This is a genomic window from Phyllobacterium sp. NPDC097923, from assembly GCF_044760925.1.
Taxonomy (GTDB): Bacteria; Pseudomonadota; Alphaproteobacteria; order Rhizobiales; family Rhizobiaceae; genus Phyllobacterium; species Phyllobacterium calauticae.
In genome coordinates, this window is the sequence record NZ_JBIWBL010000002.1 from 34,865 (window position 1) to 61,704 (window position 26,840).

Consider the following 26,840-nt stretch of genomic DNA (forward strand, 5'->3'; position numbering starts at 1 on the left):
CGGTTGGAGCTGCTGCTTTTGTCGATCAGATCATGAGACGGTGCCCACCGGATTTCTATAGCGAGAGGTGTTGTCTCCATCAAGTCCGCAAAGCTTTATCGCGTCCCGCCAGGAAATCCGGCAGATCGGCGATCGAGCCCAGAATGGCGTCGCTCAGCGATGCCAGATCATCCAGCGTGCTGTTGCCCGAGAGAACGCCAACAGCCAATCCTGCGCCGGCCGCATGGGCCATTTCCAGATCGTGGCCGTTATCGCCGACCATGGCGATGGCGCTGGCCGGAATACCGGTCTTGGCCGCAAACAGCTCGAGCTGGTCGGCGTGGGGTTTTGCCCGTGCGACGGAATCATAGCCGATGATCACTGAAAACAATGCGGTCAATCCCAAAGCCTCGGCGGTTGCGCGCGCACCGGCTTCCGAATCATTGGTGGCGATGCCAAGGACGAACCCCTGCGCGGCCAGCCGCTCCAGCGTTTCGCGCAATCCGTCGATGCCGACGGCCCGGCGCGACCCTTCGCGCACCGTATAATCATCGTAGCTGCGGATACGCTCGCGCTTTTCCTCCAGCGTCAGTTCCGGATGCCAGAGATCGACAATGTCATTGATCGTTCCGGCGGCGACAACCGAGCCGCCGCGGAACCGTTCCATCTCCCAGTCATAGCCGCCCGCTTCGACAAGCGCGCGGGCGCGATCCACATCGCCATCCGCCGCCTTGTGCGCCAGTTCCATGGTGATGCCGAACCACGTCCGGTTGAAATCGACCAGCGTTCCATCCTTGTCAAACAGGATGGCACGGATTTCCGAAGGATGCGCGCGGGGCATCATGCTTCCAGCGAGCCCGGCCGCGCCTGTTCGGAGCGCTTGGAACCCAGGAGCTTGAGAAGGTCATCGCCCCGGCGGGTGTAACGATGGCTGCGCCGCGTCAGAATGCGGCCCGCCTGCGGCGCCGTCAGCGTGATATCGCCGGAGGGATCGCCGGGAACGGTGACCACCGTGACGAGTTTTGCGCCTGCCGCGACCTCGTCGCCAATGTTCACATGGAACAGGATCATGCCGCCCTGCGGCGCACGTACCATTTCGACATTCTCGAGTGGCGTAACCGGGCCCTTGAAATCAACCGTCAGCGTGACGGCGGGATCGGTGATCACACCGCGATGCACCAGGAACCGGTACAGGCCTTCCGCATCCGCCTTGCCTGTTGCAATATCGACATCGTTCAATCCGCGAAATTCGACTGTCGTAACAGCGCGCCGCTTCACGTCACGCTTGCCTTCCGGCAGCTGCAATACCGGATGGGCGCAGGCTTCCTCAAAGGCCGCATCGGCAGTGCTGTTCCAGGACAGGATCGCCGTTGATCCGAGCGCCGCAGCCAGATCGTACATCTCCGGCAGGAATGCCTGATGGATGTAGAGGTAGTTTTCGCTCTCGTCATCGCAGTGCAGATCGAGCACGATGTCGTGCGGCAAAGCGAGGCGCAGCAATTGCGCTTTCAGCCGTTCAGCCAGGGATTTCGGACCATCGATCGGAACCAGGCCCGATGTATCGAACGTATCGAGCAAAGGAAAAGAGCGGTTGAAATTGCCGCTGGAGAAGAATTCGAAACGGCCGAGATGCTGATGCGACAACCACTGAGCGGAACCAACCGGATTGGCCTGCGGGACAACGGTAATGTTACCGGCGATGCGGCCTTCCCTGCCGGCTTTTTCCAGCATGGGGATGAGGAAATGCAGCGCCGCCTGTCCGGGCAGTTCCGAACCATGGAGCGACGATTGCAGATAGGCACTGACCGCCTTTTCATCCTTGCCGGCAAAACGCAGCACACGCAGTTCGATATGATTGCCCGGCACATCGCCGGCCAGCTGGATCGTTTCCGTCTTCATCAATGCTTTTCCAGTTCCTCACTTCCGGCCCTGGAGCAGAGGCCGGATACCCATTCTGTTTGTTATCGGGCCACTATAGCCTATTTGCCGCGACGCTTCCTCAAGTGCGCGACAAGACCTTGCGTGGATGCGTCCTTGTCCGTTGGTTTTGCCGCTCCGGAGACGATCGGCAGAAGCTCGGTCGCCAGTTCCTTGCCGAGCTCGACACCCCATTGATCGAAGGCATTGATGCCGAAAAGCTGGGCCTCGACGAAAACGCGATGCTCGTAAAGCGCGATCAGGCGTCCCAAGGAGAACGGATCGAGTTTGTCATAGACGATGGTGATCGATGGCCGGTTGCCTTTGAAAACACGGTGCGGCGCAATGCGGTTCACCTCGGATTTCGCCAGGTTCTTTGCCGCGAGCTGCGCCCTGGCTTCTTCCAGCGTGCGGCCCTTCATCAGGGCTTCCGACTGGGCCAGACAATTGGCCAGGAGCATCTCATGCTGATTGTCGAGATGCGGCTCGTGGCCCTTCGCCGCGACGATGAATTCAAGCGGGATCGTATCGGTTCCCTGATGCAGGAGCTGGAAGAAGGCATGCTGACCGTTGGTGCCGGGTTCGCCCCAGACCACCGGGCCGGTCGGACCGGACACCGGCTTGCCGTCGACGGTGACGCCCTTGCCGTTCGATTCCATGTCGAGCTGCTGCAGGTAGGCCGGCAGGCGGGCCAGCCGCTGATCATATGGGATCACGGCGCGGCTGGTATAGCCGGAGATGGCGCGATGCCAGTAGCCGACCAGACCAAGCATCATCGGCAGGTTCTTGGAAAGCGCCGCCTTGCGGAAATGTTCGTCCATCGCATGGGCGCCATCGAGAAACCGGCCAAAGTTCTCTGGCCCGATCGCAATCATCAATGGCAGACCGATGGCCGACCAGATGGAATAACGGCCGCCTACCCAGTCCCAGAAGCCGAAGATACGATCTTCCGGAATGCCGAAGGCGTCGACCTTGTCGAGCGCCGTGGAAACGGCGGCAAAGTGCTTGCCGACAGCCTTTTCACCCAGCGCATCGGCGATCCATTTGCGCGCGGCGCGGGCATTGGTCATGGTCTCGATGGTGGTGAAGGTTTTCGACGCGATGATGATCAGCGTCGTCGCCGGATCGAGGTCTTTCAAGGTATCGGCGATGTGTGCCCCATCGACATTGGAGACGAAATGGGTCTTCGGCCCGTCATGATAGGGTGACAGGGCGAGCGTTGCCATGGCCGGTCCGAGATCGGAGCCGCCAATGCCGATATTGACCACATCGGTGATCGGTTTGTTCTTCGAACCCTTGATGGCGCCGGAGCGCAGGCCATCCGCATAGGCGCCCATGCGCTTCAGCACATCGTTGACGCCGGGCATGACATCCACGCCGTCAACCTTGATCGGCTTGTTGGAACGGTTGCGCAGCGCCACGTGGAGCACGGCGCGGCCTTCAGTATTGTTGATTGGTTCGCCGGCAAACATCGCATCGCGCCGGGCTTCCACATGGGCAACTTTTGCCAGATCAGCAAGGAGGGAAAGCGTCTCGTCATTGACCAGGCACTTCGACCAGTCGAGGAGAAGATCGTCGAGACTGAGGGAATAACGGGAGAAGCGTTTGGGATCTTCCACGAAGGTCGCGCGCATGTTTTTCGGCGCGCCGCTTTTGAAGTGTGCTTTCAATGCCTGAACGGAGCCACGCAGGTCGTTCGCTTTCACTGTCGCCATTTCTCTCTCCTGAAGTCACGCCTTGATCCTGACAGAGTGGAACCTGCCACCGGAATCATTTTGTTTCAATCGATTTAAAGCAGAATCTCTTCCGATTTTACATCAGGTAATCTGCGCCGCAAATCCGGGCGGAACTGCGGCGCGAAAGTTTACGAGCCCTTGATGGCTGTCAGAACGTCGTCATACGCCTTGCAGGCATCTTTCAGATCGGTCTGGCCCTGATATTTGGTGGCCAGTTCCTGCATCTTGGCAACGATTCCCTGAGCCTTGGACGGGTCCTTGGTAATGACCTGCTGAACGGCAGCGGTGATTTCACCGGCCTTTTTGGTCAGCTCTTCCTGGGTGCAGGTGGGGGCTTTGGAACAGCCGACGAGAGCGACAGCCAGCAGCGAAATGCCGGCGACCATTTTCAATTTCATGTGCAGTCTCCCTTGATGAGATGAATGAAGTAGAAGAATAGTTGGGTCAGTACTTTGTGGCCGTCATCCCTGCGGAATCACAAAGTCTTAATCCTGTTATTACACCGCTCCTGTCCGGTCCAGCATCTTCATCGCCAGTATCATGATGTTTTGTGACAGGATTTAATACAGCGGCAGGAAGAACGAAGTTTTATAAATCATGGACAGATGAAGTCGTCTATCTTAGCTTTCTTCTTCCAGGGAGGCATTGAAACATGGATATGACCGGCGAAGAACGCATTGCAGCGCCCCGCGAAGCAGTCTGGAAGGCATTGAACGACACGGAGGTGTTGAAAGCCTGCATTCCCGGCTGCGAAAGCCTCGAGCGGATTTCCGATACGGAACTGGAAGCCACGGTCGGCGTCAAACTCGGCCCCGTCAAGGCGCGCTTCAACGGCAAGGTCGAATTGAGCAATCTCAATCCTCCGCTGTCCTACACGATCACGGGCGAGGGCAAGGGTGGTATTGCCGGTTTTGCCAAGGGTGGCGCCGATGTCACCCTGATCGAGGAAGGCGGCGAGACCGTGCTCACCTATACGGTCAATGCCGATGTCGGCGGCAAGATCGCCCAACTCGGCAGCCGCCTTATATCATCCTCCGCCAAGAAACTCGCCACCCAGTTTTTCGAGAATCTCAATCAGGCCGCTGCCGGCACCTGACACGCCGGACAATTCGACAGGCCTGTCGCATTTTCCATAAGCCATGGCGGAATGACGTTTGGGTTTGCTACGATGAAGCCGGATATCCTGCCTGGATAAATAGATTGTGTTCGGGCTGGAATTCATGCGCGCGTTTGATTTCATCATTGTCGGATCAGGCTCTGCCGGATCGGTTGTCGCCGAGCGCTTGTCCGCCAGCGGACGCCACACGGTTCTTGTGCTGGAAGCGGGCGGGACGGACCGTCGGTTCTTCGTGCAGATGCCGCTCGGATACGGCAAGACCTTCTATGACAAATCCGTCAACTGGATGTACAAGGCTGAACCCGATCCGGGGCTTGGCGGCAATGCGGATTACTGGCCGCGCGGCAAGGTACTGGGCGGGTCAAGTTCGATCAATGCCATGGTCTATATCCGCGGCGCGAAGGAGGATTTCGACGAATGGCGCGCGCGCGGCAATCCCGGCTGGGGCTATGACGATGTGCTGCCGGTGTTTCAGGCACTGGAAGACCATGACGGCCCCGCAAAAAGCCTTGGCCGCGGCGGACCACTGCATGTCACCGATTGCTCGCACCTGTTTCATCCGCTGGCCAATCAGATTCTGAAGGGCGCGCAGGAGGCCGGGCTGCACTACAACCCCGATTTCAATGGCGCCACGCAGGAAGGCACGGGGCCATTTCAGCTGACCACGAAAGGCGGACGGCGCATGTCCGCCGCCAGGGCTTTTCTGCGCCCGGCGATGAAACGCCCCAATGTCACGGTTCTGACCGGCGCGATGGTGCAGCGGATTGTCTTTGAGGGCAAACGGGCTACCGGTGTTGCGTTCACCCGCAACGGCCGGACCGAGACGGTCAGGGCCGGGCGCGAAGTGATCCTGTGCGGTGGCTCCGTCAATTCTCCGCAACTGCTCGAACTGTCCGGGATTGGCAATGCGGCACGGCTGCGGGAATTCGGCATACCCATCGTGCACGCCAACAGCCAGGTTGGGGAAAACCTGCAGGACCATCTCGGCATCAATTACACCTACCGGGCCAACGTGGCCTCGCTCAACCAGGTGCTGCGTCCGTGGTGGGGAAAACTGCGCGTCGGCATCGAATATCTGCTGCTGCGGACGGGACCCCTGTCGATCAGCATGAATCAGGGCGGTGGCTTTTTCCGCACCGATCCGTCGCGGCAGCGCCCGAACATGCAGCTGTATTTTCAGGCCTTTTCCACCGTGCGGCCGAGGGAAGGCGAGCGCCCGATTCTGACCCCCGATCCCTGGCCGGGCTTTTCCATCGGCCTGTCCAATTGCCGTCCGACCAGCGTCGGGTCCATCCATATCCGCTCCGGCAATCCGCTCGACGCACCGACCATCGCGCCGAACGCTTTTTCAACCGGGCATGACGTTGCCGAGATGCTGGATGCGGTAAAGTTCCTGCGGAAAATCGCAGCGACGCCAACCCTGTCGAAGCTGATCGTCGAGGAATTGCTGCCCGGTCCGCATTGCCGGAGCGACGAGGATCTCATTGCCGATTTCCGCCGGCGCAGCGGCACGGTCTATCACCCGGTTTCGACCTGCCGCATGGGGCCGGACCCGGCAGTATCGGTAGTCGACCCGCGTTTGCGGGTGCACGGCGTCGAAGGGCTGCGTGTGATCGACTGCTCGATCTTCCCCAATATCATTTCCGGCAATACCAATGCCGCCGCCATGATGGTCGGGGCAAAAGGCGCAAGCCTTGTTCTGAACGATCTGACCTAACCCTTCCCCGCTGCCCTTGCCAGATTTGCGAGAATATCCAGCCGTGCAAACGAAACGAATATGATTCAATTTCATATTTCTTGACCGTTTGATAAAAAATTTGACCTTTTGTGAAAATCTGGCATTCTTTCCATCAACAGGCGCCGGACAAACCGGCCCATCACCAAATTGCGGCACGCCCAAAGGGAACGGGATGCTGCAGTTTCAGAAATGGAGAGGCGATTTCATGGGATCGATCGATTCTGGAATCCGTGATGTGAGGGCCGGGCGGCTAGAGTCCGATGCCTACACCGATGTTTTTTCCGATCTGCACCCGGCATTGACGCGGCATGAAGCCTTTGTCGAATCCGACCGCTGCTACTTCTGCTACGATGCGCCCTGCATGAACGCCTGCCCGACGGGCATTGATATTCCGCTGTTCATTCGCCAGATCGCCGCCGACAATCCCACCGGTTCTGCCAAGACGATTCTGGCCGAAAACATTCTCGGCGGCATGTGTGCCCGCGTCTGCCCGACGGAAACCCTGTGCGAACAGGCCTGCGTGCGTGAGACCGCCGAGGGCAAGCCGGTGAAAATCGGCCTTCTGCAGCGCTACGCCACCGACCATCTGATGGAAAAGGGCCAGCACCCCTTCAAGCGCGCCGAGCCGACAGGCAAAAGCATTGCCGTGGTCGGCGCGGGTCCGGCCGGCTTGTCGGCGGCGCACCGTCTGGCCAAGCATGGGCACAATGTGACGATTTTCGAAGCCAGGCCGAAAGCCGGCGGCCTCAATGAATATGGCATTGCCGCCTATAAGAGCGTCGACAATTTTGCCCAGAAGGAACTCGATTTCATTCTGGAAATCGGCGGGATCACCATCGAGAACGACAAGGCGCTTGGCCGGGACATCAGCATCGATGCGCTGAAAGCCGGTTTTGATGCGGTTTTCCTCGGCATGGGATTGCCGGGTGTGAACGAGCTTGGCCTCGAAGGCGAAGATGCCGCCGGTTGCATCGATGCCGTCGACTACATCTCCGTATTGCGCCAGAGCGAGGACCTGTCGCAGATCGCCGTCGGGCGCGACGTCGTCGTCATCGGCGGCGGCATGACGGCCATCGACGTGGCCGTGCAGACCAAGCTGCTGGGCGCCGAGAACGTCATCATCGCCTATCGGCGCGGGCCGGAAAGCATGAACGCCAGCCCCTATGAGCAGGAACTGGCGCTGAAAACCGGAGTGATCATCCGTCATTGGTTGCAGCCGCGGGCGCTGACCCGCAACGCATCCGGCGAAGTCTGCGGCATCACGCTGGACTATACCGCCATGGCCGACGGCAGGCTTGCCGTCACCGGCGAAAGCATCACCCTTGCCAGCGACCAGATTTTCAAGGCCATCGGCCAGACGCCGGCGGAGAGCATCCTTACCGAAGCCGGGCTTGCCCTATCGAAGGGACGTATCAGCGTCGATGACGACCGCCGCACCTCGATCCCCGGCATATGGGCTGGCGGCGATTGCATTGCCGGTGGTCAGGACCTGACCGTGGCCGCGGTGCAGGACGGCAAGCTTGCCGCTGAATCCATCCACCGGACACTGACGCAGCAGCCGGAGAAAGTCAGCGGCTTTGTCGAAGCCGTCATGGCGGAAAATCCGGACGGCGCGTCGGCACCGGCGCAGCACCCCACCCATCCAAGCCACATCGCTGGCTGAAGGAGATCGACATGGCTGATCTTTCATCGAATTTCCTCGGCATCAAATCCCCCAACCCCTTCTGGCTGGCCTCCGCACCGCCGACAGACAAGGCCTACAATGTCGAGCGCGCCTTCAAGGCGGGCTGGGGCGGCGTTGTGTGGAAGACACTGGGCGAAGAGGGCCCGCCCGTCGTCAACGTCAACGGCCCGCGCTATGGCGCGATCCACGGCCCGGACCGGCGCTTGCTCGGCCTGAACAATATCGAGCTCATCACCGACCGTCCGCTGGAAGTGAACCTGCGTGAAATGACCGAGGTGAAGAAGAAGTGGCCCGACCGGGCGCTGATCGCCTCCATCATGGTGCCCTGCGAGGAGAACGCCTGGAAAGCCATCCTGCCGCTGGTCGAGGCTACCGGTGCGGACGGCATCGAGCTCAACTTCGGCTGCCCGCACGGCATGTCCGAACGCGGCATGGGCGCGGCGGTCGGCCAGGTGCCGGAATATATCGAGATGGTGGTGCGCTGGTGCAAGCAGTATACGCGCATGCCCGTCATCACCAAGCTGACGCCCAATATCACCGACATCCGCAAACCGGCACGGGCAGCAAAATCCGGTGGTACCGATGCCGTGTCACTGATCAACACGATCAACTCCATCGTGTCGGTCGATCTCGATACCTTTGCGCCCAATCCCTCGATTGACGGGCGCGGGTCGCATGGCGGCTATTGCGGTCCGGCTGTCAAACCGATTGCGCTCAACATGGTGGCGGAAATCGCCCGCGATGCGGAGACGCGTGGCCTGCCGATCTCCGGCATCGGCGGCATCACGACATGGCGCGATGCGGCGGAATTCATCGCGCTCGGTTGCGGCAATGTGCAGGTGTGCACGGCGGCCATGACCTATGGCTTCAAGGTCGTGCAGGAAATGATCGACGGGCTCTCCGACTGGATGGACTCCCGCGGCTTCGCTTCCATCGAGGACTTCCGCGGCATGGCCGTGCCGAACGTCTCCGACTGGCAGTACCTCAATCTCAACTACATCACCAAGGCGCAGATCGACCAGGACCTGTGCATCAAATGCGGCCGCTGCCACATTGCCTGCGAGGACACGTCGCACCAGGCCATCACGGCAATGGTGGACGGCGCCCGGCATTTCGAGGTGATCGACGAGGAATGCGTCGGCTGCAACCTCTGCGTCAACGTCTGCCCTGTCGACAACTGCATCACCATGGTGCCGATGACCTCGGGAGTTGACCCGCGCACCAAGCTGCCGATCCAGCCGGACTACGCCAACTGGACCACCCATCCCAACAATCCGATGGCCAAGGCCGCCGCCGAATAACATTCAAAACCCGCCGTTAAGGCGGGTTTTTTCTTTGTCAGACTGCCCGCAACCGGCAGCTACCCCTTCATGTAATCGTACACGACTTCCCCGAGCCCGAGGGTCAGATCGGCGATGAAATGCGTTCCCGACAAGACTTCCAGAACGGGCAGGCCCGCAACATTGGCCATGACATGCGCATGAAGTTCGAGCGCCGCCGGTGCCGTCCACGCGCCTTTCAGATCGATATCCTGCAGGTGATATTCGACCAGCTCGCAGATGCGCGCGGTACCGTCCACATGCGGAATGATCTTGATGAGATAATTCGGCAGCAGCATGGATTTCAGAACGGCGGCATGATCGGCCGGCTTGTGCTTGTAGCCCATGGTGCCGGTGGCACAGAGCACACTGCCGTAATGCAGCGTGCCGAGGATGGTTTCGCCCTCATGGGAGATTTTCGGCTTGGCGAGTTTCTTGGGAAAGCCCCAGATTTCGCGCCCGCCGGCAATCGGCGCATCATCGTCGAGATACATGGAATGGACGTAGACGCCCTCCTTGCCGTTGAAGCGAACCGGAATGACCTGACCGGATTCAGTGTAATCGCCAAAGCCGGTGGAATCCGGCATGCGGATGAACTCGAACTTGACAATGGGTTCGGCGATCTCAAGCGGTTCGGGCACCACCGCCCGCAGCGCTTCCGGATCGGTGCGATAGGTGATGACCACGAATTCGCGGTTGATGAAGCGGTAGGGACCCGGCGGATAGGAGGGGTTGGTGAGCGGCATGGCATAGGCGGAACGAACATCGGATATTTTCACGGGGGCATCTCCGGATGTCAGGGGAACCGGCTTTGATGCAAGCCAGGCGCGGCAACGGATATTGCGACGCAGCGGAACAATAGTGCAATGCACAATCCGCGTCTGTCAATTTCGCGTGAGGCATGTGTTTTGCGTCAACATCGTGCGTGGTTCGACAAGCTCACCATGAGGGATGGAGGTGGATGGCAGGGAGCTATATCCACTGCATTTCCGATTGGCCTTGCAGTCAACAATCTCCCTCATGGTGAGCTTGTCGAACCACGCACAATCGACCAATCCCCTCACCCGCGCGGGCGAATGCCATTGAGAATGATGCTCAGGACCGCCTGCGCCGTCTGCTCGCGGAAACCGGGGCGGCCAACCTGATTGCCCATGATGGCGCGGACCTGCACATCAAAATCCGCATAGTGCTGCGTGGTCGCCCAGATCATGAAAATCAGGTGATAGGGATCGACCGGTGCGAGCTTGCCTTCGCCGACCCAGCGGCGGATCACCGCCGCCTTGTCGTCGACCAGCGGCTTCAGGTGCTTGCTCAGGAATTCACTGATCGCTGGTGCGCCGTGCAATACTTCGTTGGCAAACAGCCGCGATGCCTCCGGGTGGCTCTCCGACATGCGGATTTTCAGGGTTATGTATTTGCGCAACTGCTCGATCGGGTCGCCCTCGGGATCGATTTCCGCCAGCGGCGCCAGCCACTCCGCCAGCGTCTCTTCCAGCAGCGTCACATAGATGTTCTGCTTGCGCGGAAAATAGTAGAGCAGGTTCGGCTTCGACATCCCCGCCTTGTCGGCAATCTGGTCGATGGTGGTGCCGCGAAAGCCATAGGCGGAGAAAACATCGAGAGCGGCATCGAGGATGAGACGGCGATTGATTTCCTGGATGCGCGTCGTCTTTTCCGGCACATCGCTCGTCTTTTTCTTCGCTGCCCTCGCCATGCCACTCATCCCTTTTTGTTATCCGGCGCGACGGGCCGTTTCGTCGCATCCCGGAACCGCTTTTATTCCCCATAAAGCGCTTGACCGGCTTCCTATGCTCTTCTAGCCTGCATTTTGACCAACTAGTCAAGTTTTTGATTGCACCACAGGTTCAATCATTCGGGAACACAAAACAAGCGGCAATGTCCGCAAACAGGAGGCGTACGTCACATGTCGAAATCGGCATTGGGATTGGGCACCAATAATCTCGAGGCGTTCTGGATGCCGTTTTCGGCAAACAGGCAGTTCAAGCAAAATCCCCGTCTTCTGGTCAGCGCCAAGGACATGCATTTCAAGTCCGCCGACGGCCGCGAAATCCTCGACGGAACCGCCGGTCTGTGGTGCTGCAACGCCGGTCATTCGCGCCCGAAAATCGTCGAGGCCGTACAGAAGCAGGTTGCCGAACTCGACTACGCGCCCGCCTTCCAGATGGGCCATCCCAAGGTCTTCGAGCTGGCGGCGCGGCTTGCAGCCATGTTGCCGTCCCCCATCGATCACGTCTTCTTCACCAATTCCGGTTCGGAATCGGTCGACACGGCGCTCAAGATCGCCCTCGCCTATCACCGCGCCAAGGGCAACGGCACCAAGACCAAGCTGATCGGCCGCGAGCGCGGCTACCACGGCGTCGGCTTCGGCGGCATTTCCGTCGGCGGCATTTCCGGCAACCGCAAGACATTCGGCAATGCGCTCGGCGGTGTCGACCACATCCGCCATACCCACGATCTCGCACGCAACGCCTTCACGCGCGGCGAGCCCGAATATGGCGTCGAATTTGCCGATGATCTGGAAAAGGTGATCGCCCTGCACGATGCTTCCAACATCGCTGCCGTGATCGTCGAACCGGTGGCCGGATCGACCGGCGTGCTCATCCCGCCGAAGGGGTACCTGCAGCGCCTGCGCGAGATTTGCACGAAGAACGATATCCTGCTGATCTTCGATGAAGTCATCACCGGCTTCGGCCGCCTCGGCACCCCCTTCGCCGTGGATTATTTCGGCGTGGTTCCCGATCTCATCACCACCGCCAAGGGCATCACCAGCGGCGTGATCCCGATGGGCGCGGTGTTTGCATCCAAGCAGATCTACGATGCGTTCATGACCGGCCCGGAAAACATGATCGAACTTTTCCATGGCTATACCTATTCCGGCCACCCCATTGCCTGCGCGGCAGCGCTTGCAACGCTGGATACCTATGAGGAAGAGGGCCTGCTTACCCGTGCGGCGGAGCTTTCCGACTACTGGGCCGATGCATTGCATGCCCTGAAGGGCCTGCCGCATGTCATCGACATCCGCAACCTCGGCCTGATCGGCGCCATCGAGCTGGAACCCATACCAGGCGCACCGACCAAGCGCGCCTTCCAGGCATTCCTCGATGCCTATGAAAAGGGTGTCCTTATCCGCACCACGGGCGATATCATTGCGCTATCGCCACCCCTGATCATCACCAAGGGCCAGATCGAGCACCTCTTCGATACACTGGCCGACGTCCTGAAAAACCTGGCATAGTTGAAAGGCTCTCACATGGCGCTCACTGGAAATCTCAGGATCAACGGCGACCGTCTCTGGGACAGTCTGATGGACATGGCGAAGATCGGACCGGGACTGCGCGGCGGCAACAACCGCCAGACCCTGACCGACGAGGACGCCGAAGGCAGGCGCCTGTTCCAGAGCTGGTGCGAAAAGGCCGGGCTGACCATGGGCGTCGATACCATGGGCAACATGTTCTTCCGCCGCGAAGGCACCGACCCGGATGCCCTGCCCGTCTATGTCGGGAGCCATCTCGACACCCAGCCGACCGGCGGCAAATATGACGGCGTACTCGGTGTCCTCGGCGGCCTCGAACTTGTCCGTACGCTCAACGATCTCAACATCAAGACCAAGCACCCGATTGTCGTGGTCAACTGGACCAATGAGGAGGGTACGCGCTTTGCCCCCGCCATGCTGGCATCGGGTGTCTTTGCCGGTATCCACACGCAGGACTGGGCCTATGCCCGCGAAGACGCCAAGGGCAAGACGTTCGGCGACGAGCTGGAGCGCATCGGCTGGAAGGGCGACGAGGAGGTGGGCGCGCGCAAGATGCACGCACTGTTCGAACTGCATATCGAGCAGGGCCCGATCCTCGAAATCGAAGGCAAGGATATCGGCGTCGTCACCCATGGCCAGGGCCTGTGGTGGCTGCAGATCACGCTGACCGGCAAGGACAGCCATACGGGTTCCACACCAATGCCGATGCGCCGGAACGCCGGGCTGGGCATGGCCCGCATCACCGAACTCGTCCACACCATCGCCATGGCGCACCAGCCCAGCGCGGTCGGCGCGATCGGCCATTGCGATGTCTATCCGAACTCCCGCAATGTCATTCCCGGCAAGGTGGTCTTCACCGTTGATTTCCGCTCGCCCGACCTTGCGACACTCAATACGATGAAGGCAGAGCTCGAGGAGAAGGCGCCGAAGATTGCCAAAGAGCTCGGGCTTGAAATCAAGATCGAGGAAGCCGGACATTTCGATCCCGTCACTTTCGACGAAGGCTGCGTAACCGCCGTGCGCAATGCGGCCGAGCGGCTGGGTTACAGCCACCGCAACATCATTTCCGGCGCGGGGCACGACGCCTGCTGGGTCAACCGGGTTGCGCCAACGGCCATGGTCATGTGTCCATGCGTCGACGGGCTCAGCCACAATGAAGATGAAGAGATTTCCAAGGAATGGGCGGCCGCCGGCGCGGACGTCCTCCTGCATGCTGTTCTGGAAACGGCCGTGATCCAGACCTGACCGGATACCATTTCCATACAGAGCAACATGTTCGACAAAAGACCAATAAGGGGAACGGACACATGGCTACGAAAGTGATCAAAGGCGGGACCATCATTGCCGCCGACCGCACCTACAAGGCGGATGTGCTGATCGAGGGCGACATCATTGCCCAGATCGGTGCGGATCTTTCCGGCGATGAGATTATCGATGCGACGGGCTGCTACCTGATGCCGGGCGGCATCGATCCGCACACCCATCTCGAAATGCCCTTCATGGGCACCCACTCTTCCGATGATTTCGACACAGGCACCGCCGCGGCGCTGGCGGGCGGCACCACCATGGTGGTCGATTTCGTCCTGCCCGGCGCCGACGGCTTGCTGGCAGCCTTGCAGGACTGGTTCCAGAAGGCAGGCAAGGCACGTACCGACTATTCCTTCCACATGGCCATCACCGGCTGGAACAAGCAGATCTTTGACGAGATGCCGAAGGTAGTGGAACGCGGCATCAACACGTTCAAGCACTTCATGGCCTACAAGGGCGCGCTGATGGTGGACGATGACGAGATGTTTGCCTCGTTCACGCGCTGTGCCGAGATCGGCGCCATGCCGCTGGTCCACGCCGAGAATGGCGACGTGGTAGCGCATCTCCAGCAAAAACTCCTGGCGGAAGGCAACAATGGACCGGAAGCCCATGGCTATTCCCGGCCGCCGGAGGTCGAGGGGGAAGCGGCCAACCGCGCCATCATGATCGCCGATCAGGCCGGCGTGCCGCTCTACATCGTGCACGTGTCCTGCGAGCAGGCGCATGAAGCCATCCGCCGCGCCCGCCAGAAGGGCATGCGCGTCTATGGCGAGCCGCTGGTGCAGCATCTGACGCTCGACGAGAGCGAGTACAAGAACAAGGACTGGGACTATGCGGCGCGCCGGGTGATGTCGCCGCCCTTCCGCGACAAGAGCCATCAGGACGGCCTATGGGCCGGTCTCGCCTCCGGCAGCCTGCAGGTGGTGGCGACCGATCACTGCGCCTTCACCACGGAGCAGAAGCGTTTTGGCGTCGGCGATTTCACCAAGATTCCCAACGGCACCGGCGGCCTCGAAGACCGCATGCCCGTCCTGTGGACCAGGGGCGTTCGCACCGGCCGCCTGACGCCGAACGAATTCGTGGCCGTAACCTCCACCAACATCGCCCGCATCCTCAACATCTATCCGCGCAAGGGCGCCATCCTGCCGGGCTCCGATGCGGATATCGTCATCTGGGACCCCGAGGCATCGAAAGTGATTTCCGCCAAGACACAGAAATCCGCCATCGACTACAACGTGTTCGAAGGGATCGAGGTCACCGGCCTGCCGCGCATCACCCTGTCGCGCGGACAGATCGCCTACAAGGACGGCGAAGTGCTGGCCCCGACCGGCAGCGGCCGCTTTGTCGAACGCGAGGCCAATGCGCCGGCCAATCGTGCACTTTCCACGTGGAAGGAACTCACGGCACCGCGTAAGGTGGAGCGCGATCCGAAAAACATACCGGCGGGCGTCTGATGACAGTCGTCGCGCTCCGACCCAAGGCCCAGTCAATGCCAAACGCGACGCCAAAGAATGTGATCGACGTCAAGGACCTGTCCCTGGTCTTTCAGACCAATGACGGGCCGGTCAATGCCCTGTCGAACATCAACCTTGCGGTCAATGGCGGCGAGTTCGTTTCCTTCATCGGGCCCTCGGGCTGCGGCAAGACCACCCTCCTGCGGGTGATCGCCGATCTGGAGCAGCCGACATCCGGGACCATTTCCGTCAATGGCTTGACGCCATCCGAAGCGCGGCAGAATCGCGCCTATGGCTATGTGTTCCAGGCGGCGGCGCTTTATCCATGGCGCACCATCGGCGGCAATATTTCCCTGCCGCTGGAAGTGATGGGCGTGCCAAAAGCCGAACGGGCGAGCCGCATCGCCAAAAACCTTGATCTGGTCAACCTTGCCGGTTTCGAGAAAAAATTTCCGTGGCAGCTGTCGGGCGGCATGCAGCAGCGCGCCTCCATAGCGCGGGCCCTGTCCTTCGATCCCGACATGCTGCTGATGGACGAACCGTTCGGTGCGCTGGACGAGATCGTCCGCGACCACCTCAACGAAGAACTGCTGAAGCTGTGGGCGAAGACACAGAAGACGGTGATCTTCGTCACGCACTCCATTCCGGAAGCGGTGTTCCTGTCGACAAAGATCGTGGTGATGAGCCCGCGTCCCGGCCGTATCCATGAGATCATCGACTGCAATCTCGGCACGGAACGCACGCTCGATATCCGCGAAACGCCGGAATTTCTCGAGATTGCCCACCGGGTGCGCGAGGGCCTGCGCCATGGCCATTCCTATGATGAATAGCCGGGGCGCATGATGACCACGATCCGCGCCGCCAAACTGCGTGACATGTCCGACTGCGCGGCTATCGTCAATGCGTGGATCGACGTGACGGAATGGATGCCGCGCATTCATTCGGCGGACGATGTCACGGACTATTATTGCGATACCGTCTTTTCCAGATACGAAGTCTTTGTCGCCGATGACCATGACATGATAGCCGGCATGGTTGCGCTCGCGCCTGACAACATGGTCAATGCACTCTACGTGCATGCCGACCGGCGCGGCAGGGGCATCGGCAAGGCACTGCTGGATCACGCCAAGCGGCAGGCCACGGGACCGGTGGAGCTTTGGACCTTTGTGGCGAATACCGGTGCCCAGTCCTTCTACAGGCGCGAAGGCTTCACCGAAGTGCGCCGCACCGATGGCGACAATGAGGAATATTTGCCGGATATTCTGTACCGCTGGCAGCCTGAAGCGGGGATGCATTCATGAACTTCATCCGCAACAGCGTTATTCCCGTTGGCACTGTTCTCCTCGCCATTCTGGCGCTGTGGTATGCCTTCGCCATTATCCTCAATGCACCGTTCGAGCGGGATCAGGCGGCACGCGCCAACACAACGATCTCCACCGGCCAACTGATCGCCAACACGATGGCGCAGGAGCGCCCGGTCCTGCCCGCACCGCATCAGGTGGCCGAGGAAATCCGCAAGACCGTGTTCGATATCAGCCCGACATCGAAGCGCAGTCTCGTTTATCACGGTGGTGTCACCCTGTCCTCGACCTTGCTGGGTTTCGGGCTTGGCACGCTGCTCGGCATCCTGCTGGCCATTGCCATTGTCCATTCGCGCACGCTCGATAAAAGCCTGATGCCGTGGATCATCACGTCGCAGACCGTGCCGATCCTTGCCATCGCGCCGATGATCATCGTGGTGCTCAATGCGGTCAATATCACCGGGCTCCTGCCCAAGGCGATGATCTCCACCTATCTGTCGTTCTTTCCTGTTGCCGTCGGCATGGTCAAGGGCCTGCGCTCATCCGAGATCATGCATCTCGACCTGATGCACACCTATAACGCCTCGAAGGCGCAGGTGTTCTGGAAGCTGCGCTGGCCGGCGTCCATGCCCTACCTCTTCACCTCGATGAAGATTGCCGTCGCCATCAGTCTGGTCGGCGCCATTGTCGGTGAACTGCCGACCGGTGCGGTCGCGGGCATCGGTGCGCGGCTGCTGGCCGGTTCCTATTATGGCCAGACGGTGCAGATCTGGGCCGCATTGATCGCGGCGGCGCTGATGGCGGCCATTCTGGTCAGCCTGATCGGGCTGGTGGCCACGCTCGTCAACCGGCGCATGGGAGTACGGCCATGAGACTGTCCCGCTCCCCGCTGGCCATTGCCGCCTTCCTGCTCGCCGTTCCCGGATTGCTGATATCGTCCGGCGGCGACGTTCTCGACACGCTCAGCTATTCGACCCCGGTTATCCTGTTTGTTGCCGCTGCCGTTGCCCTGTTCACGAGCGTATCGATACCATCGCTGATCGTCGTTCTCGCGCTTGTCCATGTGGTCGCCTTCTGCCTCATCGGACTGCTCCACGCCATGCCGCAGCCGCCGGGACCGTCGATCGGCTACTGGTGCATGGTGACCTCATCCTGGCTGCTTGCGTGGTTCAGCGTGCAGAATCTGGCCGGCCTGAAACTCACTTCGCCGCAGGCCCAGCGGCTGGTCAATCTCGCCCTGCCGGTGCTGTTCGGTGCGTGGCTGCTGATCCTGTGGGAAATCATCGTCCGCGGCTTTGGCGTACCGAGCATTCTGCTGCCGCCGCCATCCATGATCGCCGAGCGTATTTCCAGTTCCGTACCGACGCTCTGGGCGGATTTTCAGCAGACCTATCTGAAGGCCGCCATTGCCGGTTATGTCATCGGTTGCGGTTCGGGTTTCCTTGCCGCCATCATTGTCGACCGGGTGCCTTTCCTGCGCCGGGGACTGCTGCCCATCGGCAATCTTGTGGCCGCCCTTCCCGTTGTCGGCATCGCGCCGATCATGGTCATGTGGTTCGGTTCCTACTGGGAATCGAAGGCCGCCGTGGTCGTCATCATGACCTTCTTTCCCATGCTGGTGAATACCGTGGCCGGACTTGCCGCATCCGGCGCGATGGAACGCGACCTGATGCAGACCTATGGCTCCAGCTACGGACAGACTCTTGTGAAGCTGCGCCTGCCCGCCGCCATGCCCTTCATCTTCAACGCGCTGAAGATCAATTCGACGCTGGCCCTCATCGGCGCCATCGTTGCCGAATTCTTCGGCTCGCCCATTGTCGGCATGGGCTTCCGCATCTCGGCGGAAGTCGGCCGCATGAATGTCGATATGGTGTGGGCGGAAATTTTTGTCGCGGCGCTTGCGGGCTCGTTGTCTTACGGGCTTATTACCCTCATCGAGCGGGCGGTTACTTTCTGGCACCCTTCCTACAGAACTTAAAAAACAAGAACAGAGGAGAACTGAAACATGAAGAAGACGATAGCATTGACGATGGGTCTGGCGATGACGCTGATGGCGGGCTCGGCGCTGGCGGCCGACAAGCTGACCCTGCAGCTCAAATGGGTCACGCAAGGCCAGTTCGCCGGCTATTATGTCGCCAAGGACAAGGGTTTCTACAAGGAGGCCAATCTCGACGTGGAAATCAAGCCGGGCGGGCCTGACGTTGCCCCGCCGCAGGTGATCGCCGGCGGCGGCGCCGACGTGGTCGTCGACTGGATGCCGTCTGCCCTCGCCACGCGCGAAAAGGGCCTGCCGCTCGTCAACATCGCCCAGCCGTTCAAGCGCTCCGGCATGATGCTGACCTGCCGCAAGGAGACTGGCATCACCAAGCCGCAGGATTTCAAGGGCAAGACCCTCGGCGTCTGGTTCGGCGGCAATGAATATCCGTTCCTGTCGTGGATGAACCACCTCGGCCTCAAGACCGATGGCGGTCCGAATGGCGTCACCGTCCTCAAGCAGGGCTTCAATGTGGATCCGCTGATCCAGAAGCAGGCGGACTGCATCTCGACCATGACCTACAATGAATACTGGCAGGTGATCGATGCCGGTATTCCCGCCGATCAGCTGGTCACGTTCAAGTATGAGGACGAGAAGGTCGCCACGCTCGAAGACGGTCTTTACGTGCTGCAGAAGAGCCTCGATGACCCGAAGATGGTGGAAAAACTTGCCCGCTTCGTCAAGGCCTCGATGAAGGGCTGGGACTATGCCCGCCAGCATCCGGATGAAGCGGCCAACATCGTGCTTGAAAACGATGCCAGCGGCGCGCAGACCGAAAAGCACCAGAAGCGCATGGTGGCTGAGATCAACAAGCTGACTGAGGGCTCCACCGGCGTTCTCGATGTGGCAGCGGCCGAGCGCACCGTAGACACACTCCTCGGCGGCGGCTCCGATCCCGTCATCACCAAGAAGCCGGAAGGCGCTTGGACAACGAAGGTTACGGACGCCGCGAAATAACGATTCGCAGCCGGAATGAACAAGGCGGGGAGTGATCCCCGCCTTTTGTTTGCATGAATACGGATCCTATTCAGCGGGCAAGGGCGGCTGCGACACCACTTCCAGAAGTTCCCGCTCGAGCCGCGCTTCCTCTTCCGCTTTCGGCTTGGAGAAACCGGCGAGCAGGAGATAGGCAACCGGCGTCAGGAACAATGTCGAGGCCGTGGCAAGGCCGAGACCGCCGACGATGACCCAGCCGAGGGCAATGCGGGCCTCGGCACCGGCACCGCTGGCCAGAACCAACGGAACGCCGCCGAGAATGGCGCAGAGCATCGTCATGACCACCGGGCGCAGGCGGATATTGGAGGCTTCCTCGATGGCCTGCCGCACGCTCCGGCCCTGATCGCGCAAATGGTTGGCGAATTCAACAATCAGGATGCCGTTCTTGGCCATGATGCCGACAAGCAACACCAGCCCGATCTGGCTGTAGACATTCATGCTGGTGCCGGTGAGCACCATGGCAAAGACCGCGCAGGCCAGGCCGAGCGGGACGGTCGCCATCACGATAACCGCGCTGATGAAGCTTTCAAACTGTGCCGCGAGCACGAGCAGGATGATCAGGATGGCGAAACCGAAGGTAACGAACATGCTGGCGGAATTCTCGCCGAGCGTTGCCGCCTCGGCGAGCGGAATGAGGCGGTAGCCCGGCGGAAGCAGTGGTGCAGCCACCTCCTGCGCTACCTTATAGGCATCACCCAGGGCAAAGTCAGGACTGAGGGCGGCCGTTATGGCGACTGACCGCATCTGCTGCTCGCGGGTCAATGCCGGCGGCACTGCCACTTCTGTCAGCTTGGCGATGGTCGCCATCGGCACGAAGCGGCCATCGCTGGTGCGCATGAAGACGTTTTCGAGATCAGTCGGATCATTGATCGGATTGGTGGTCGAGACCAGCTTCACATCGAAACTGCGGTCCTCGATGTAGACCGAACCGATCTTGTAGCCATCCAGCACCGATTGCAGCGCCTCGGCGAGGCCGGTGATGTCGATGCCGAGATCGGAAGCACGCTCGCGATCAATGGACACGGAGAGCTGCGGCTGCGTCGGTTCATTGGTCAGACGAGGCCGGTCAAAGCGTTTGTCCTTTTCCAGCGCCGACACGATCTTGGCGGCAGCCGTTCCGAGGTCGGCGTAGTTGGTCCCGACAATGGCGAACTGCAGGCCGTTGCCCGCGCCGCGAATACCGAGCGAATTGGGCTGGGCGGCAAAGACCTGGATGCCGGGAATATTGCGCACGCGCTTGGACACGTCGGCGAGAATTTCCTGCTGGCTCCGGTGACGTTCCTTCCATGTGGCAAGGCTGAGCACCATGAAACCGCGATTGGTGTTGCCGTTCTGTCCGGCGATGGAAAACGTGTTCTGGATTTCACCGGAATCGCGCATCGGCTGGATCAGCGTCTCGATCTGGCGCATCTGGTCGTTGAGATATTCAAGGCTGACGCCCTGCGGCGCCGTGATGCGCAGGAAGGCCGAAGCGCGGTCCTCGGTCGGCGTCAATTCCTGTTTAAGCAGCGAAAAGGCGCCAAAGGCTGCCCCGGCAAACAGCAGCGATGCCAGGACCACGAGCCATGGCGCAGCCAGACATCCGTGCAGCATGCGGCGATAGGCTTCGAGGAACCAGCCGCCCACCCGCCGGACAAGGCCCGGCGAATGGTTGATATCCTCGTGCTTGGCTTCGCTTGCCGAGAGCAGGCGCGAGGCGAGCATCGGACAGAGCGTGAGCGCGACGACGGCCGAGAGCAGCACGCAGATTGCCAGCACGAAGCCGAATTCGCGGAAGAGGCCGCCGGTCTGTCCGGGCAGGAACGAGAGCGGCACGAACACTGCCGCCAGCGTCACCGTCGTCGCGATGACCGCGAAAAACACCTCTTGCGTGCCAAGCACGGCAGCGGCGCGCGGCCCCATGCCCTGGTTGCGGCGCCGGACGATATTTTCGAGCACGACAATGGCATCGTCCACCACGAGACCCGTCGCCAGCACCAGCGCCAGCAGCGTCAGGATGTTGATCGAGAAACCGGCGAGATAGATCGCCGAGATGGTTCCGATCAGGGCGACCGGCATCGACACCGCGGGGATCAGCGTCGCACGCAGGTCCCACAGGAAGAGATAGATGATCAGGATGATGATGAAGACCGAGGCGCCCAGCGCGATTTCAACCTCATGCACGGCACCGTTGATGAAATCGGCATCGTCACTGGTCACGCGGATATCGACGCCTTCCGGCAAGGTTTTTTGCAACTGACCGATAGCCGTCCGGACGCCTTTGGAGATATCGAGCGTGTTGGACTGCGCCTGGCGGATGATGCCAAGACCAATGCCGGTCTTGCCATTGGCGCGCAGCGTCGATGTGCCGATATCGGGACCGAGCGTGACGGTTGCGACATCCCTGATCTTGGTGCGATCCTTGATGATGATGTTTTCGAAATCTTCCGGCGTCGACACCGGCGCGGTGGCGCGGACGACGATGCTCTGGGCGCTGCTGTTGATCTGACCGGCGGGCGTATCGAACGCCATCGTGTTGAGGGCCGTGCGGACATTGGCAACCGTCAACCCAAGGCTTGCCAGTTTGCCCTGATCGATATCGATGCGGAAAATCTTGCTGCGGTTGCCGTTGATTTGCACGTCCGCGACACCGGGCACCGATGCAAGCACGTCCTTGATCTGGTCTTCGACCAGAACGGTCATGTCTTCGACGGCCATCGTGGTCGAGGTGACGGCAAGGCGCATCACCGCATCGGCATTGGCATCCGCCTTGACGATCTGCGGCGGGTCGGCCTGCTCCGGCAGTGTGTTGGTGATGCGGCTGATGGCATCGCGCATGTCGGCGGCGGCGACGTTCAGATCGACACCGTCATTGAACTCCACGGTGACGCGGCTGGTCCCGAAGGACGAGCTGGAGGAAATGGATTTGACCCCGGAAACGCGGGACACCGCGCCTTCAATCGCGGCGGTCAGCTCGCGGTCAACCGTCTCGGCGGCGGCGGCCTGGAATGTCGTCGTTACCGTCACCACGGGCCGGTCGACATCCGGCAGTTCGCGCACGTCGACACCATAGAAGGCGGCAAGCCCGGCGACGACGATCAGGGCGTTGAGCACCAGCGCCAGCACCGGGCGGCGGATGAAAAGGGCGGTGAAAGTGGAGCCGGACTGTCCGTGTGAATTGCTCACGCCGCACCTCAGCCCTTTTCGCCGACGGAAGCCAGCGGTCGTGCGCCGGAATCGGTCTGGTTGGCAGGCTGGCCCTTGATCTGGACGGCACCGCCCTGGCGAACGGCCTGCACCCCTTCCGCGACAATAAGGTCACCCGGTTTGATCTCGGCATTGACGAGAACATAGGCTGCATTGCGCTGCATGATGCGGACGGGCACACGCTGCGCCTTGTTGTCCGCAATCTTCCAGATATAGGCGCCGTCCGTGCCCCACTGGATCGCCAGCGGATCGACCGTCGGATAGGTCTCTCCGGCAAATCCCATGTTCACCTGAAAGGCCATGCCTTCGCGCAGGGCATCATTCGGATTGGTGATCCTCGCCTGCACCTGCAGGGTGCGGCTGTCCGGATCGATGCGATTGTCGATGGCGTTGATGGTGCCCTTGAACGTCTCGCCCGGGCGGGCAACGGAGGTGGCGGTGACGGCGGCGCCGACCTTGATGGCCGGGGCAAAGCGTTCCGGCACCCAGAAGTCTACCAGCACTTCGCTGCGATCGGCGATCGTCGCGATCTGCGTCGTCGTGGTGATGTAGTTGCCGGCACTCACGGGAAGAATGCCGACGATGCCGCCAATCGGCGCCTTGACCGCGCGGCGGTCCAGCGCGAGTTCGGCCTCGCGCACATCGAGACCGGCATTGTCGACCGCCAGTCCGGCATCGGAGACCTGCACGGCGGAAACGGTGTTGGTCGTGCTGAGGTTTTCCGCGCGCTTCAGCTTGGTCTGGGCGTCCTTCAGCATGGTGCGCGCCTTGTCGGCGGCGATGCTTTCCGCCTCGGAATCAAGCCGGGCAATCACGTCGCCGGCTTCAACCCTGGTGCCTGAGGTGACGAGGATTTCCGTCATGCGTCCGGCGGCGAACGGTGTGACGGAAACGGAGCTCTTTGCCTTGCCGGTGCCAATGGCCGACAGCTTGTCATTGATCTTGGCCGCATCGGCGGCCCGCACAACCACGATCGGAACGGCCTGTCCGCTCCGTCCCTGGCCGTTGGGCGCCGCTGGTTCCTTTGCTGTGGTCAGAACCTTGTCGACACCGGCTTTTTTCAGGAGATTGGACGCGCCCGGAAAGAAATACAGCCATCCCGCGCCGGCAACGGCGAGGATAACGACAACCAGTACAAGTTGTTTCCAGACTTTCATACGTCACTCCAAAAAGGCCGGTTCCGCTATCCGCGGAGCCAGCACCACCGTATTTTTGATTGTATCCCAATGCGCATCCCGGCGCGAAAGGTTGTTTACCGACAAGAATAAAGCGCTTTGATGTCGCCGTTAATGACAAAACTGTGAGGTTACAAAGATTTAATACAAATGCCCGCCTCCGTTTGACTGCAGAATTTAGCCGGTTATGCCCGGTTCTGCTTGATGGGCGGTTGCTGCCGTGCAACATGGCGGGCGGAAATTCCGGAAGGAGAGCATTCAATGGCGACGAAGACCGACATTGCACGCCGCGTGTTCAATCACACGTGGAAACTCGACCCCATTGTCCGCAGCCTGCTGGATACGGATTTTTATAAGTTGCTGATGCTGCAGATGATCTGGGGGGTCTATCCCAAGGTCGATGCAACCTTCACGCTGATCAACCGAACCACGCGTGTGCGGCTGGGCGACGAGATCGACGAGGAAGAGCTGCGCGCGCAATTGGACCATGCCCGCACCATCCGTTTTTCCAAGAAGGAAATGATCTGGCTTGGCGGTAACACCTTCTACGGCAAGAAGCAGATCTTTGAGCCGGACTTCCTCGAATGGCTGACGCATTTCCAGCTGCCGGAATACGAGCTGACCAAGCGCGACGGCCAGTACGAGCTGAATTTCCATGGCCCGTGGATGTACACGACCATGTGGGAAATCCCCGCGCTCGCCATCATCAATGAACTGCGCTCGCGGGCGGCGATGAAGAAGATGGGGCGTTTCGAACTCGACGTGCTCTATGCCCGTGCCAAGGCCAAGATGTGGACGAAGGTGGAGCGCCTGCGCTCCCTGCCCGATATCCGGATTTCCGATTTCGGCACGCGCCGCCGCCATTCGTTCCTGTGGCAGCGCTGGTGTGTGGAGGCCCTGAAGGAAGGCATCGGTGAAGCCTTTACCGGCACGAGCAATGTGCTGCTCGCCATGGACAATGATCTGGAAGCACTCGGCACCAATGCGCATGAGCTGCCGATGGTTCTGGCCGCTCTCAGCCGCACGGATGACGAACTGCTGAAATCACCCTACAAGGTGCTGCAGGACTGGAACCGCTACTACGGCGGCAATCTTCTTATCGTGCTGCCGGACGCTTTCGGCACCGCCGCCTTTCTGCGCGACGCACCCGACTGGGTTGCCGACTGGACAGGTTTCCGCCCGGACAGTGCACCGCCGATCGAGGGCGGGGAAAAAATCCTGTCCTGGTGGCGTTCCAGGGGCAAGGACCCGCGCGGCAAACTCCTGGTGTTTTCCGACGGGCTTGATGTCGAGACGATCGAAGAGGCCTATCATCACTTCAAGGGCAAGGTGCGCATGAGTTTTGGTTGGGGGACCAACCTGACCAATGATTTTGAGGATTGCGCGCCGCGTTTCAACGATCAGCTCAATGCCATTTCGCTGGTCTGCAAGGTCAGCGAAGCCAATGGCCGCCCGGCAGTCAAGCTTTCGGACAACCCGAAGAAGGCAACCGGCGACAAGGCCGAAATCAAGCGCTATCTGGATTTGTTCGGCGCGGAAGACCGGGTGGAACAGGCCGTGAAGGTTTAAGCAGAAGAAGCTGCATTGCCATCCCGCGTGGTTCGACAAGCTCACCATGAGGAGGGTGGTCTGGCTGCAATCCTCAACTCCCCTCATGGTGAGCTTGTCGAACCACGCACATTGCGGCTGCGATCTGTTTGAATCTGTTTGAAATGAACAAAACCCCGCCGGCAAGCCTGCGGGGTTTTGGAAATTCAGCGTCAACCGGACGGCTGTTACTGCAGCATGACTGTCTGCAGCTCGTGTTCCTGCGCGCCGACAAGGATATTGTCGCGTTCATCGGAAAGCACGATGGGATCGCCATTGGCCGCAAAGAGCGCCCAGAGTTCGACACCCGGCGTCATCGGCGGCAATGCTGGGAAACTGGTGGCGAGATCGTCGGTCTTCACCTTGCGCATATAGGCGACCTGTCCGGCGCCAAGACGCGAGAATTCCAGTTCACTCAAGAAATTCTTCGAAACAGTGTTTTGCATATCAGCCTCCATATTCGGACAGTCCTTCCAAAGGCCCTGTCCTGTTAGAGCCACGATCAGTCCTGAACTGCAATATTGATGCGTTTGACCAATCGTTCGGGTTCCGGACGGTCGAGATCGATCGACAGAAGCCCATTCTTCAATGTGGCAGCACTCACGCGCATTCCATCGGCAAGAACGAAAATGCGCTGGAACTGGCGCGCGGCAATGCCACGATGCAGATATTCCCGTTCGCTTTCATCGGCCTGCCTGCCGCGGATGACCAACTGATTGTCCTCAGTTGTCACTTCCAGATCGTCATTGGAAAAGCCGGCGACCGCGAGGGTGATACGAAGCTGTTCCCGGCCGTTATCGCCATGGATACGTTCGATATTGTAGGGCGGGTAGCCGTCACCGGATTTGGCGATACGCTCCAGCGTCTTTTCCATCGTGTCGAAACCAAGCAGCAAAGGGCTTGAAAACGGTGTCATTCGTGTCATCTGTGCAGTCCTCAGAAAAGCGACCGAAAAGAGAAACCCGGAGATGGCATTTCCCTTCTGTCCTTTGATATGGTCGATCCCGATGCAGACTTCAAGAGAATGAAAGCAA

At 60.3% G+C, this 26,840-nt stretch carries 23 protein-coding genes; 13 read left to right on the forward strand and 10 right to left on the reverse strand.

Annotated features, from left to right (window positions below; genetic code table 11):
- Positions 1-79: 79 nt before the first annotated feature.
- The 4 genes from ACIQWS_RS12485 to ACIQWS_RS12500 form a co-directional block, all read right to left on the reverse strand.
- Complete coding sequence (locus tag ACIQWS_RS12485; protein ID WP_403179426.1) at positions 80-820, reverse strand: HAD family hydrolase; 741 nt, start codon at positions 818-820, stop codon at positions 80-82.
- Complete coding sequence (locus ACIQWS_RS12490) at positions 820-1,878, reverse strand: succinylglutamate desuccinylase/aspartoacylase family protein (RefSeq protein ID WP_403179428.1); 1,059 nt, start codon at positions 1,876-1,878, stop codon at positions 820-822. The genes ACIQWS_RS12485 and ACIQWS_RS12490 overlap by 1 nt, the downstream gene beginning before the upstream one ends.
- An 80-nt stretch (positions 1,879-1,958) precedes the next feature.
- A complete protein-coding gene (pgi, locus tag ACIQWS_RS12495) occupies positions 1,959-3,587 on the reverse strand; it encodes a glucose-6-phosphate isomerase (RefSeq protein ID WP_403180960.1) in 1,629 nt (542 codons plus the stop codon).
- A gap of 173 nt (positions 3,588-3,760) precedes the next feature.
- Entirely contained in the window at positions 3,761-4,030 is a 270-nt protein-coding gene (locus ACIQWS_RS12500) for a hypothetical protein (RefSeq protein ID WP_223614085.1), read from the reverse strand.
- Between the two features lie 254 nt (positions 4,031-4,284).
- Between ACIQWS_RS12500 and ACIQWS_RS12505 the strand changes: the two genes are divergently transcribed.
- The 4 genes from ACIQWS_RS12505 to preA all read left to right on the forward strand — a co-directional run bounded on the left by ACIQWS_RS12505 (position 4,285) and on the right by preA (position 9,472).
- Positions 4,285-4,728, forward strand: a complete 444-nt coding sequence (locus tag ACIQWS_RS12505; protein ID WP_346305262.1) for a carbon monoxide dehydrogenase subunit G — start codon at positions 4,285-4,287, stop codon at positions 4,726-4,728.
- Positions 4,729-4,852: 124 nt separating this feature from the next.
- Positions 4,853-6,466, forward strand: a complete 1,614-nt coding sequence (locus tag ACIQWS_RS12510) for a GMC family oxidoreductase (protein ID WP_403179434.1) — start codon at positions 4,853-4,855, stop codon at positions 6,464-6,466.
- A gap of 226 nt (positions 6,467-6,692) precedes the next feature.
- Positions 6,693-8,150, forward strand: a complete 1,458-nt coding sequence (locus tag ACIQWS_RS12515; protein ID WP_403179437.1) for an NAD(P)-dependent oxidoreductase — start codon at positions 6,693-6,695, stop codon at positions 8,148-8,150.
- A gap of 11 nt (positions 8,151-8,161) precedes the next feature.
- Positions 8,162-9,472 carry an NAD-dependent dihydropyrimidine dehydrogenase subunit PreA gene (gene preA / locus ACIQWS_RS12520; RefSeq protein WP_346305259.1) on the forward strand — a complete coding sequence of 437 codons (1,311 nt, stop codon included), beginning with the start codon at positions 8,162-8,164 and terminating at the stop codon, positions 9,470-9,472.
- Between the two features lie 59 nt (positions 9,473-9,531).
- Here preA and ACIQWS_RS12525 read toward each other — a convergent pair whose 3' ends face one another.
- Both ACIQWS_RS12525 and rutR read right to left on the reverse strand, forming a co-directional pair.
- Complete coding sequence (locus tag ACIQWS_RS12525; RefSeq protein ID WP_105733997.1) at positions 9,532-10,269, reverse strand: acetoacetate decarboxylase; 738 nt, start codon at positions 10,267-10,269, stop codon at positions 9,532-9,534.
- Between the two features lie 281 nt (positions 10,270-10,550).
- Entirely contained in the window at positions 10,551-11,204 is a 654-nt protein-coding gene (gene rutR, locus ACIQWS_RS12530; protein WP_223614079.1) for an HTH-type transcriptional regulator RutR, read from the reverse strand.
- 210 nt (positions 11,205-11,414) lie between these two features.
- Here rutR and ACIQWS_RS12535 point away from each other — a divergent pair, with 210 nt between their 5' ends.
- The 8 genes from ACIQWS_RS12535 (at position 11,415) to ACIQWS_RS12570 (ending at position 19,819) form a co-directional block, all read left to right on the forward strand.
- Positions 11,415-12,746 (forward strand): aspartate aminotransferase family protein, encoded by a 1,332-nt coding sequence (locus ACIQWS_RS12535; protein ID WP_105733999.1) that lies wholly within the window; start codon positions 11,415-11,417, stop codon positions 12,744-12,746.
- Between the two features lie 15 nt (positions 12,747-12,761).
- A complete protein-coding gene (locus tag ACIQWS_RS12540; protein ID WP_403179445.1) occupies positions 12,762-14,009 on the forward strand; it encodes a Zn-dependent hydrolase in 1,248 nt (415 codons plus the stop codon).
- Between the two features lie 62 nt (positions 14,010-14,071).
- A complete protein-coding gene (hydA, locus tag ACIQWS_RS12545; protein ID WP_403179448.1) occupies positions 14,072-15,526 on the forward strand; it encodes a dihydropyrimidinase in 1,455 nt (484 codons plus the stop codon).
- A gap of 35 nt (positions 15,527-15,561) precedes the next feature.
- The gene (locus tag ACIQWS_RS12550; protein ID WP_403180963.1) at positions 15,562-16,356 is read left to right on the forward strand and encodes an ABC transporter ATP-binding protein; all 795 of its coding nucleotides are present in this window, start codon (positions 15,562-15,564) and stop codon (positions 16,354-16,356) included.
- Positions 16,357-16,368: 12 nt separating this feature from the next.
- On the forward strand, positions 16,369-16,827 hold the full coding sequence (locus tag ACIQWS_RS12555; protein WP_403179455.1) for a GNAT family N-acetyltransferase: 459 nt from the start codon (positions 16,369-16,371) through the stop codon (positions 16,825-16,827).
- The gene (locus ACIQWS_RS12560; RefSeq protein WP_403179459.1) at positions 16,824-17,699 is read left to right on the forward strand and encodes an ABC transporter permease; all 876 of its coding nucleotides are present in this window, start codon (positions 16,824-16,826) and stop codon (positions 17,697-17,699) included. Before ACIQWS_RS12555 ends, ACIQWS_RS12560 begins: the two co-directional genes overlap by 4 nt.
- On the forward strand, positions 17,696-18,805 hold the full coding sequence (locus ACIQWS_RS12565) for an ABC transporter permease (RefSeq protein ID WP_403179463.1): 1,110 nt from the start codon (positions 17,696-17,698) through the stop codon (positions 18,803-18,805). Before ACIQWS_RS12560 ends, ACIQWS_RS12565 begins: the two co-directional genes overlap by 4 nt.
- A 27-nt stretch (positions 18,806-18,832) precedes the next feature.
- On the forward strand, positions 18,833-19,819 hold the full coding sequence (locus ACIQWS_RS12570) for an ABC transporter substrate-binding protein (protein WP_105734004.1): 987 nt from the start codon (positions 18,833-18,835) through the stop codon (positions 19,817-19,819).
- Between the two features lie 66 nt (positions 19,820-19,885).
- Here the strand turns inward: ACIQWS_RS12570 and ACIQWS_RS12575 are convergent, their stop codons facing one another.
- Entirely contained in the window at positions 19,886-23,023 is a 3,138-nt protein-coding gene (locus ACIQWS_RS12575) for an efflux RND transporter permease subunit (protein WP_403179469.1), read from the reverse strand.
- A gap of 8 nt (positions 23,024-23,031) precedes the next feature.
- Positions 23,032-24,201: an efflux RND transporter periplasmic adaptor subunit gene (locus ACIQWS_RS12580; protein WP_403179474.1), complete on the reverse strand. Its 1,170-nt coding sequence runs from the start codon at positions 24,199-24,201 to the stop codon at positions 23,032-23,034.
- Between the two features lie 279 nt (positions 24,202-24,480).
- Between ACIQWS_RS12580 and pncB the strand changes: the two genes are divergently transcribed.
- A complete protein-coding gene (gene pncB, locus ACIQWS_RS12585) occupies positions 24,481-25,788 on the forward strand; it encodes a nicotinate phosphoribosyltransferase (RefSeq protein WP_288193704.1) in 1,308 nt (435 codons plus the stop codon).
- A 206-nt stretch (positions 25,789-25,994) separates the two neighbouring features.
- Here the strand turns inward: pncB and ACIQWS_RS12590 are convergent, their stop codons facing one another.
- Both ACIQWS_RS12590 and ACIQWS_RS12595 read right to left on the reverse strand, forming a co-directional pair.
- Positions 25,995-26,264, reverse strand: coding sequence for a DUF1150 family protein (locus ACIQWS_RS12590; RefSeq protein ID WP_105734008.1), 270 nt, complete (start codon positions 26,262-26,264; stop codon positions 25,995-25,997).
- A gap of 44 nt (positions 26,265-26,308) precedes the next feature.
- On the reverse strand, positions 26,309-26,731 hold the full coding sequence (locus tag ACIQWS_RS12595) for an Hsp20 family protein (protein ID WP_223614066.1): 423 nt from the start codon (positions 26,729-26,731) through the stop codon (positions 26,309-26,311).
- Between the last annotated feature and the right edge of the window lie 109 nt (positions 26,732-26,840).

Excerpts from the sequence above, each read along its gene's own strand:
- ACIQWS_RS12560 (WP_403179459.1), top strand. The coding sequence starts at position 16,824 with ATGAACTTCATCCGCAACAGCGTTATTCCCGTTGGCACTGTTCTCCTC.
- ACIQWS_RS12580 (WP_403179474.1), bottom strand. The coding sequence starts at position 24,201 with ATGAAAGTCTGGAAACAACTTGTACTGGTTGTCGTTATCCTCGCCGTT.
- pncB (WP_288193704.1), top strand. The coding sequence starts at position 24,481 with ATGGCGACGAAGACCGACATTGCACGCCGCGTGTTCAATCACACGTGG.
- ACIQWS_RS12535 (WP_105733999.1), top strand. The coding sequence starts at position 11,415 with ATGTCGAAATCGGCATTGGGATTGGGCACCAATAATCTCGAGGCGTTC.
- ACIQWS_RS12500 (WP_223614085.1), bottom strand. The coding sequence starts at position 4,030 with ATGAAATTGAAAATGGTCGCCGGCATTTCGCTGCTGGCTGTCGCTCTC.
- ACIQWS_RS12565 (WP_403179463.1), top strand. The coding sequence starts at position 17,696 with ATGAGACTGTCCCGCTCCCCGCTGGCCATTGCCGCCTTCCTGCTCGCC.
- hydA (WP_403179448.1), top strand. The coding sequence starts at position 14,072 with ATGGCTACGAAAGTGATCAAAGGCGGGACCATCATTGCCGCCGACCGC.
- ACIQWS_RS12505 (WP_346305262.1), top strand. The coding sequence starts at position 4,285 with ATGGATATGACCGGCGAAGAACGCATTGCAGCGCCCCGCGAAGCAGTC.
- ACIQWS_RS12485 (WP_403179426.1), bottom strand. The coding sequence starts at position 820 with ATGCCCCGCGCGCATCCTTCGGAAATCCGTGCCATCCTGTTTGACAAG.
- ACIQWS_RS12550 (WP_403180963.1), top strand. The coding sequence starts at position 15,562 with ATGCCAAACGCGACGCCAAAGAATGTGATCGACGTCAAGGACCTGTCC.
- ACIQWS_RS12510 (WP_403179434.1), top strand. The coding sequence starts at position 4,853 with ATGCGCGCGTTTGATTTCATCATTGTCGGATCAGGCTCTGCCGGATCG.
- ACIQWS_RS12590 (WP_105734008.1), bottom strand. The coding sequence starts at position 26,264 with ATGGAGGCTGATATGCAAAACACTGTTTCGAAGAATTTCTTGAGTGAA.
- ACIQWS_RS12540 (WP_403179445.1), top strand. The coding sequence starts at position 12,762 with ATGGCGCTCACTGGAAATCTCAGGATCAACGGCGACCGTCTCTGGGAC.
- preA (WP_346305259.1), top strand. The coding sequence starts at position 8,162 with ATGGCTGATCTTTCATCGAATTTCCTCGGCATCAAATCCCCCAACCCC.
- ACIQWS_RS12555 (WP_403179455.1), top strand. The coding sequence starts at position 16,369 with ATGACCACGATCCGCGCCGCCAAACTGCGTGACATGTCCGACTGCGCG.
- ACIQWS_RS12595 (WP_223614066.1), bottom strand. The coding sequence starts at position 26,731 with ATGACACGAATGACACCGTTTTCAAGCCCTTTGCTGCTTGGTTTCGAC.
- ACIQWS_RS12515 (WP_403179437.1), top strand. The coding sequence starts at position 6,693 with ATGGGATCGATCGATTCTGGAATCCGTGATGTGAGGGCCGGGCGGCTA.
- ACIQWS_RS12570 (WP_105734004.1), top strand. The coding sequence starts at position 18,833 with ATGAAGAAGACGATAGCATTGACGATGGGTCTGGCGATGACGCTGATG.
- ACIQWS_RS12490 (WP_403179428.1), bottom strand. The coding sequence starts at position 1,878 with ATGAAGACGGAAACGATCCAGCTGGCCGGCGATGTGCCGGGCAATCAT.
- rutR (WP_223614079.1), bottom strand. The coding sequence starts at position 11,204 with ATGGCGAGGGCAGCGAAGAAAAAGACGAGCGATGTGCCGGAAAAGACG.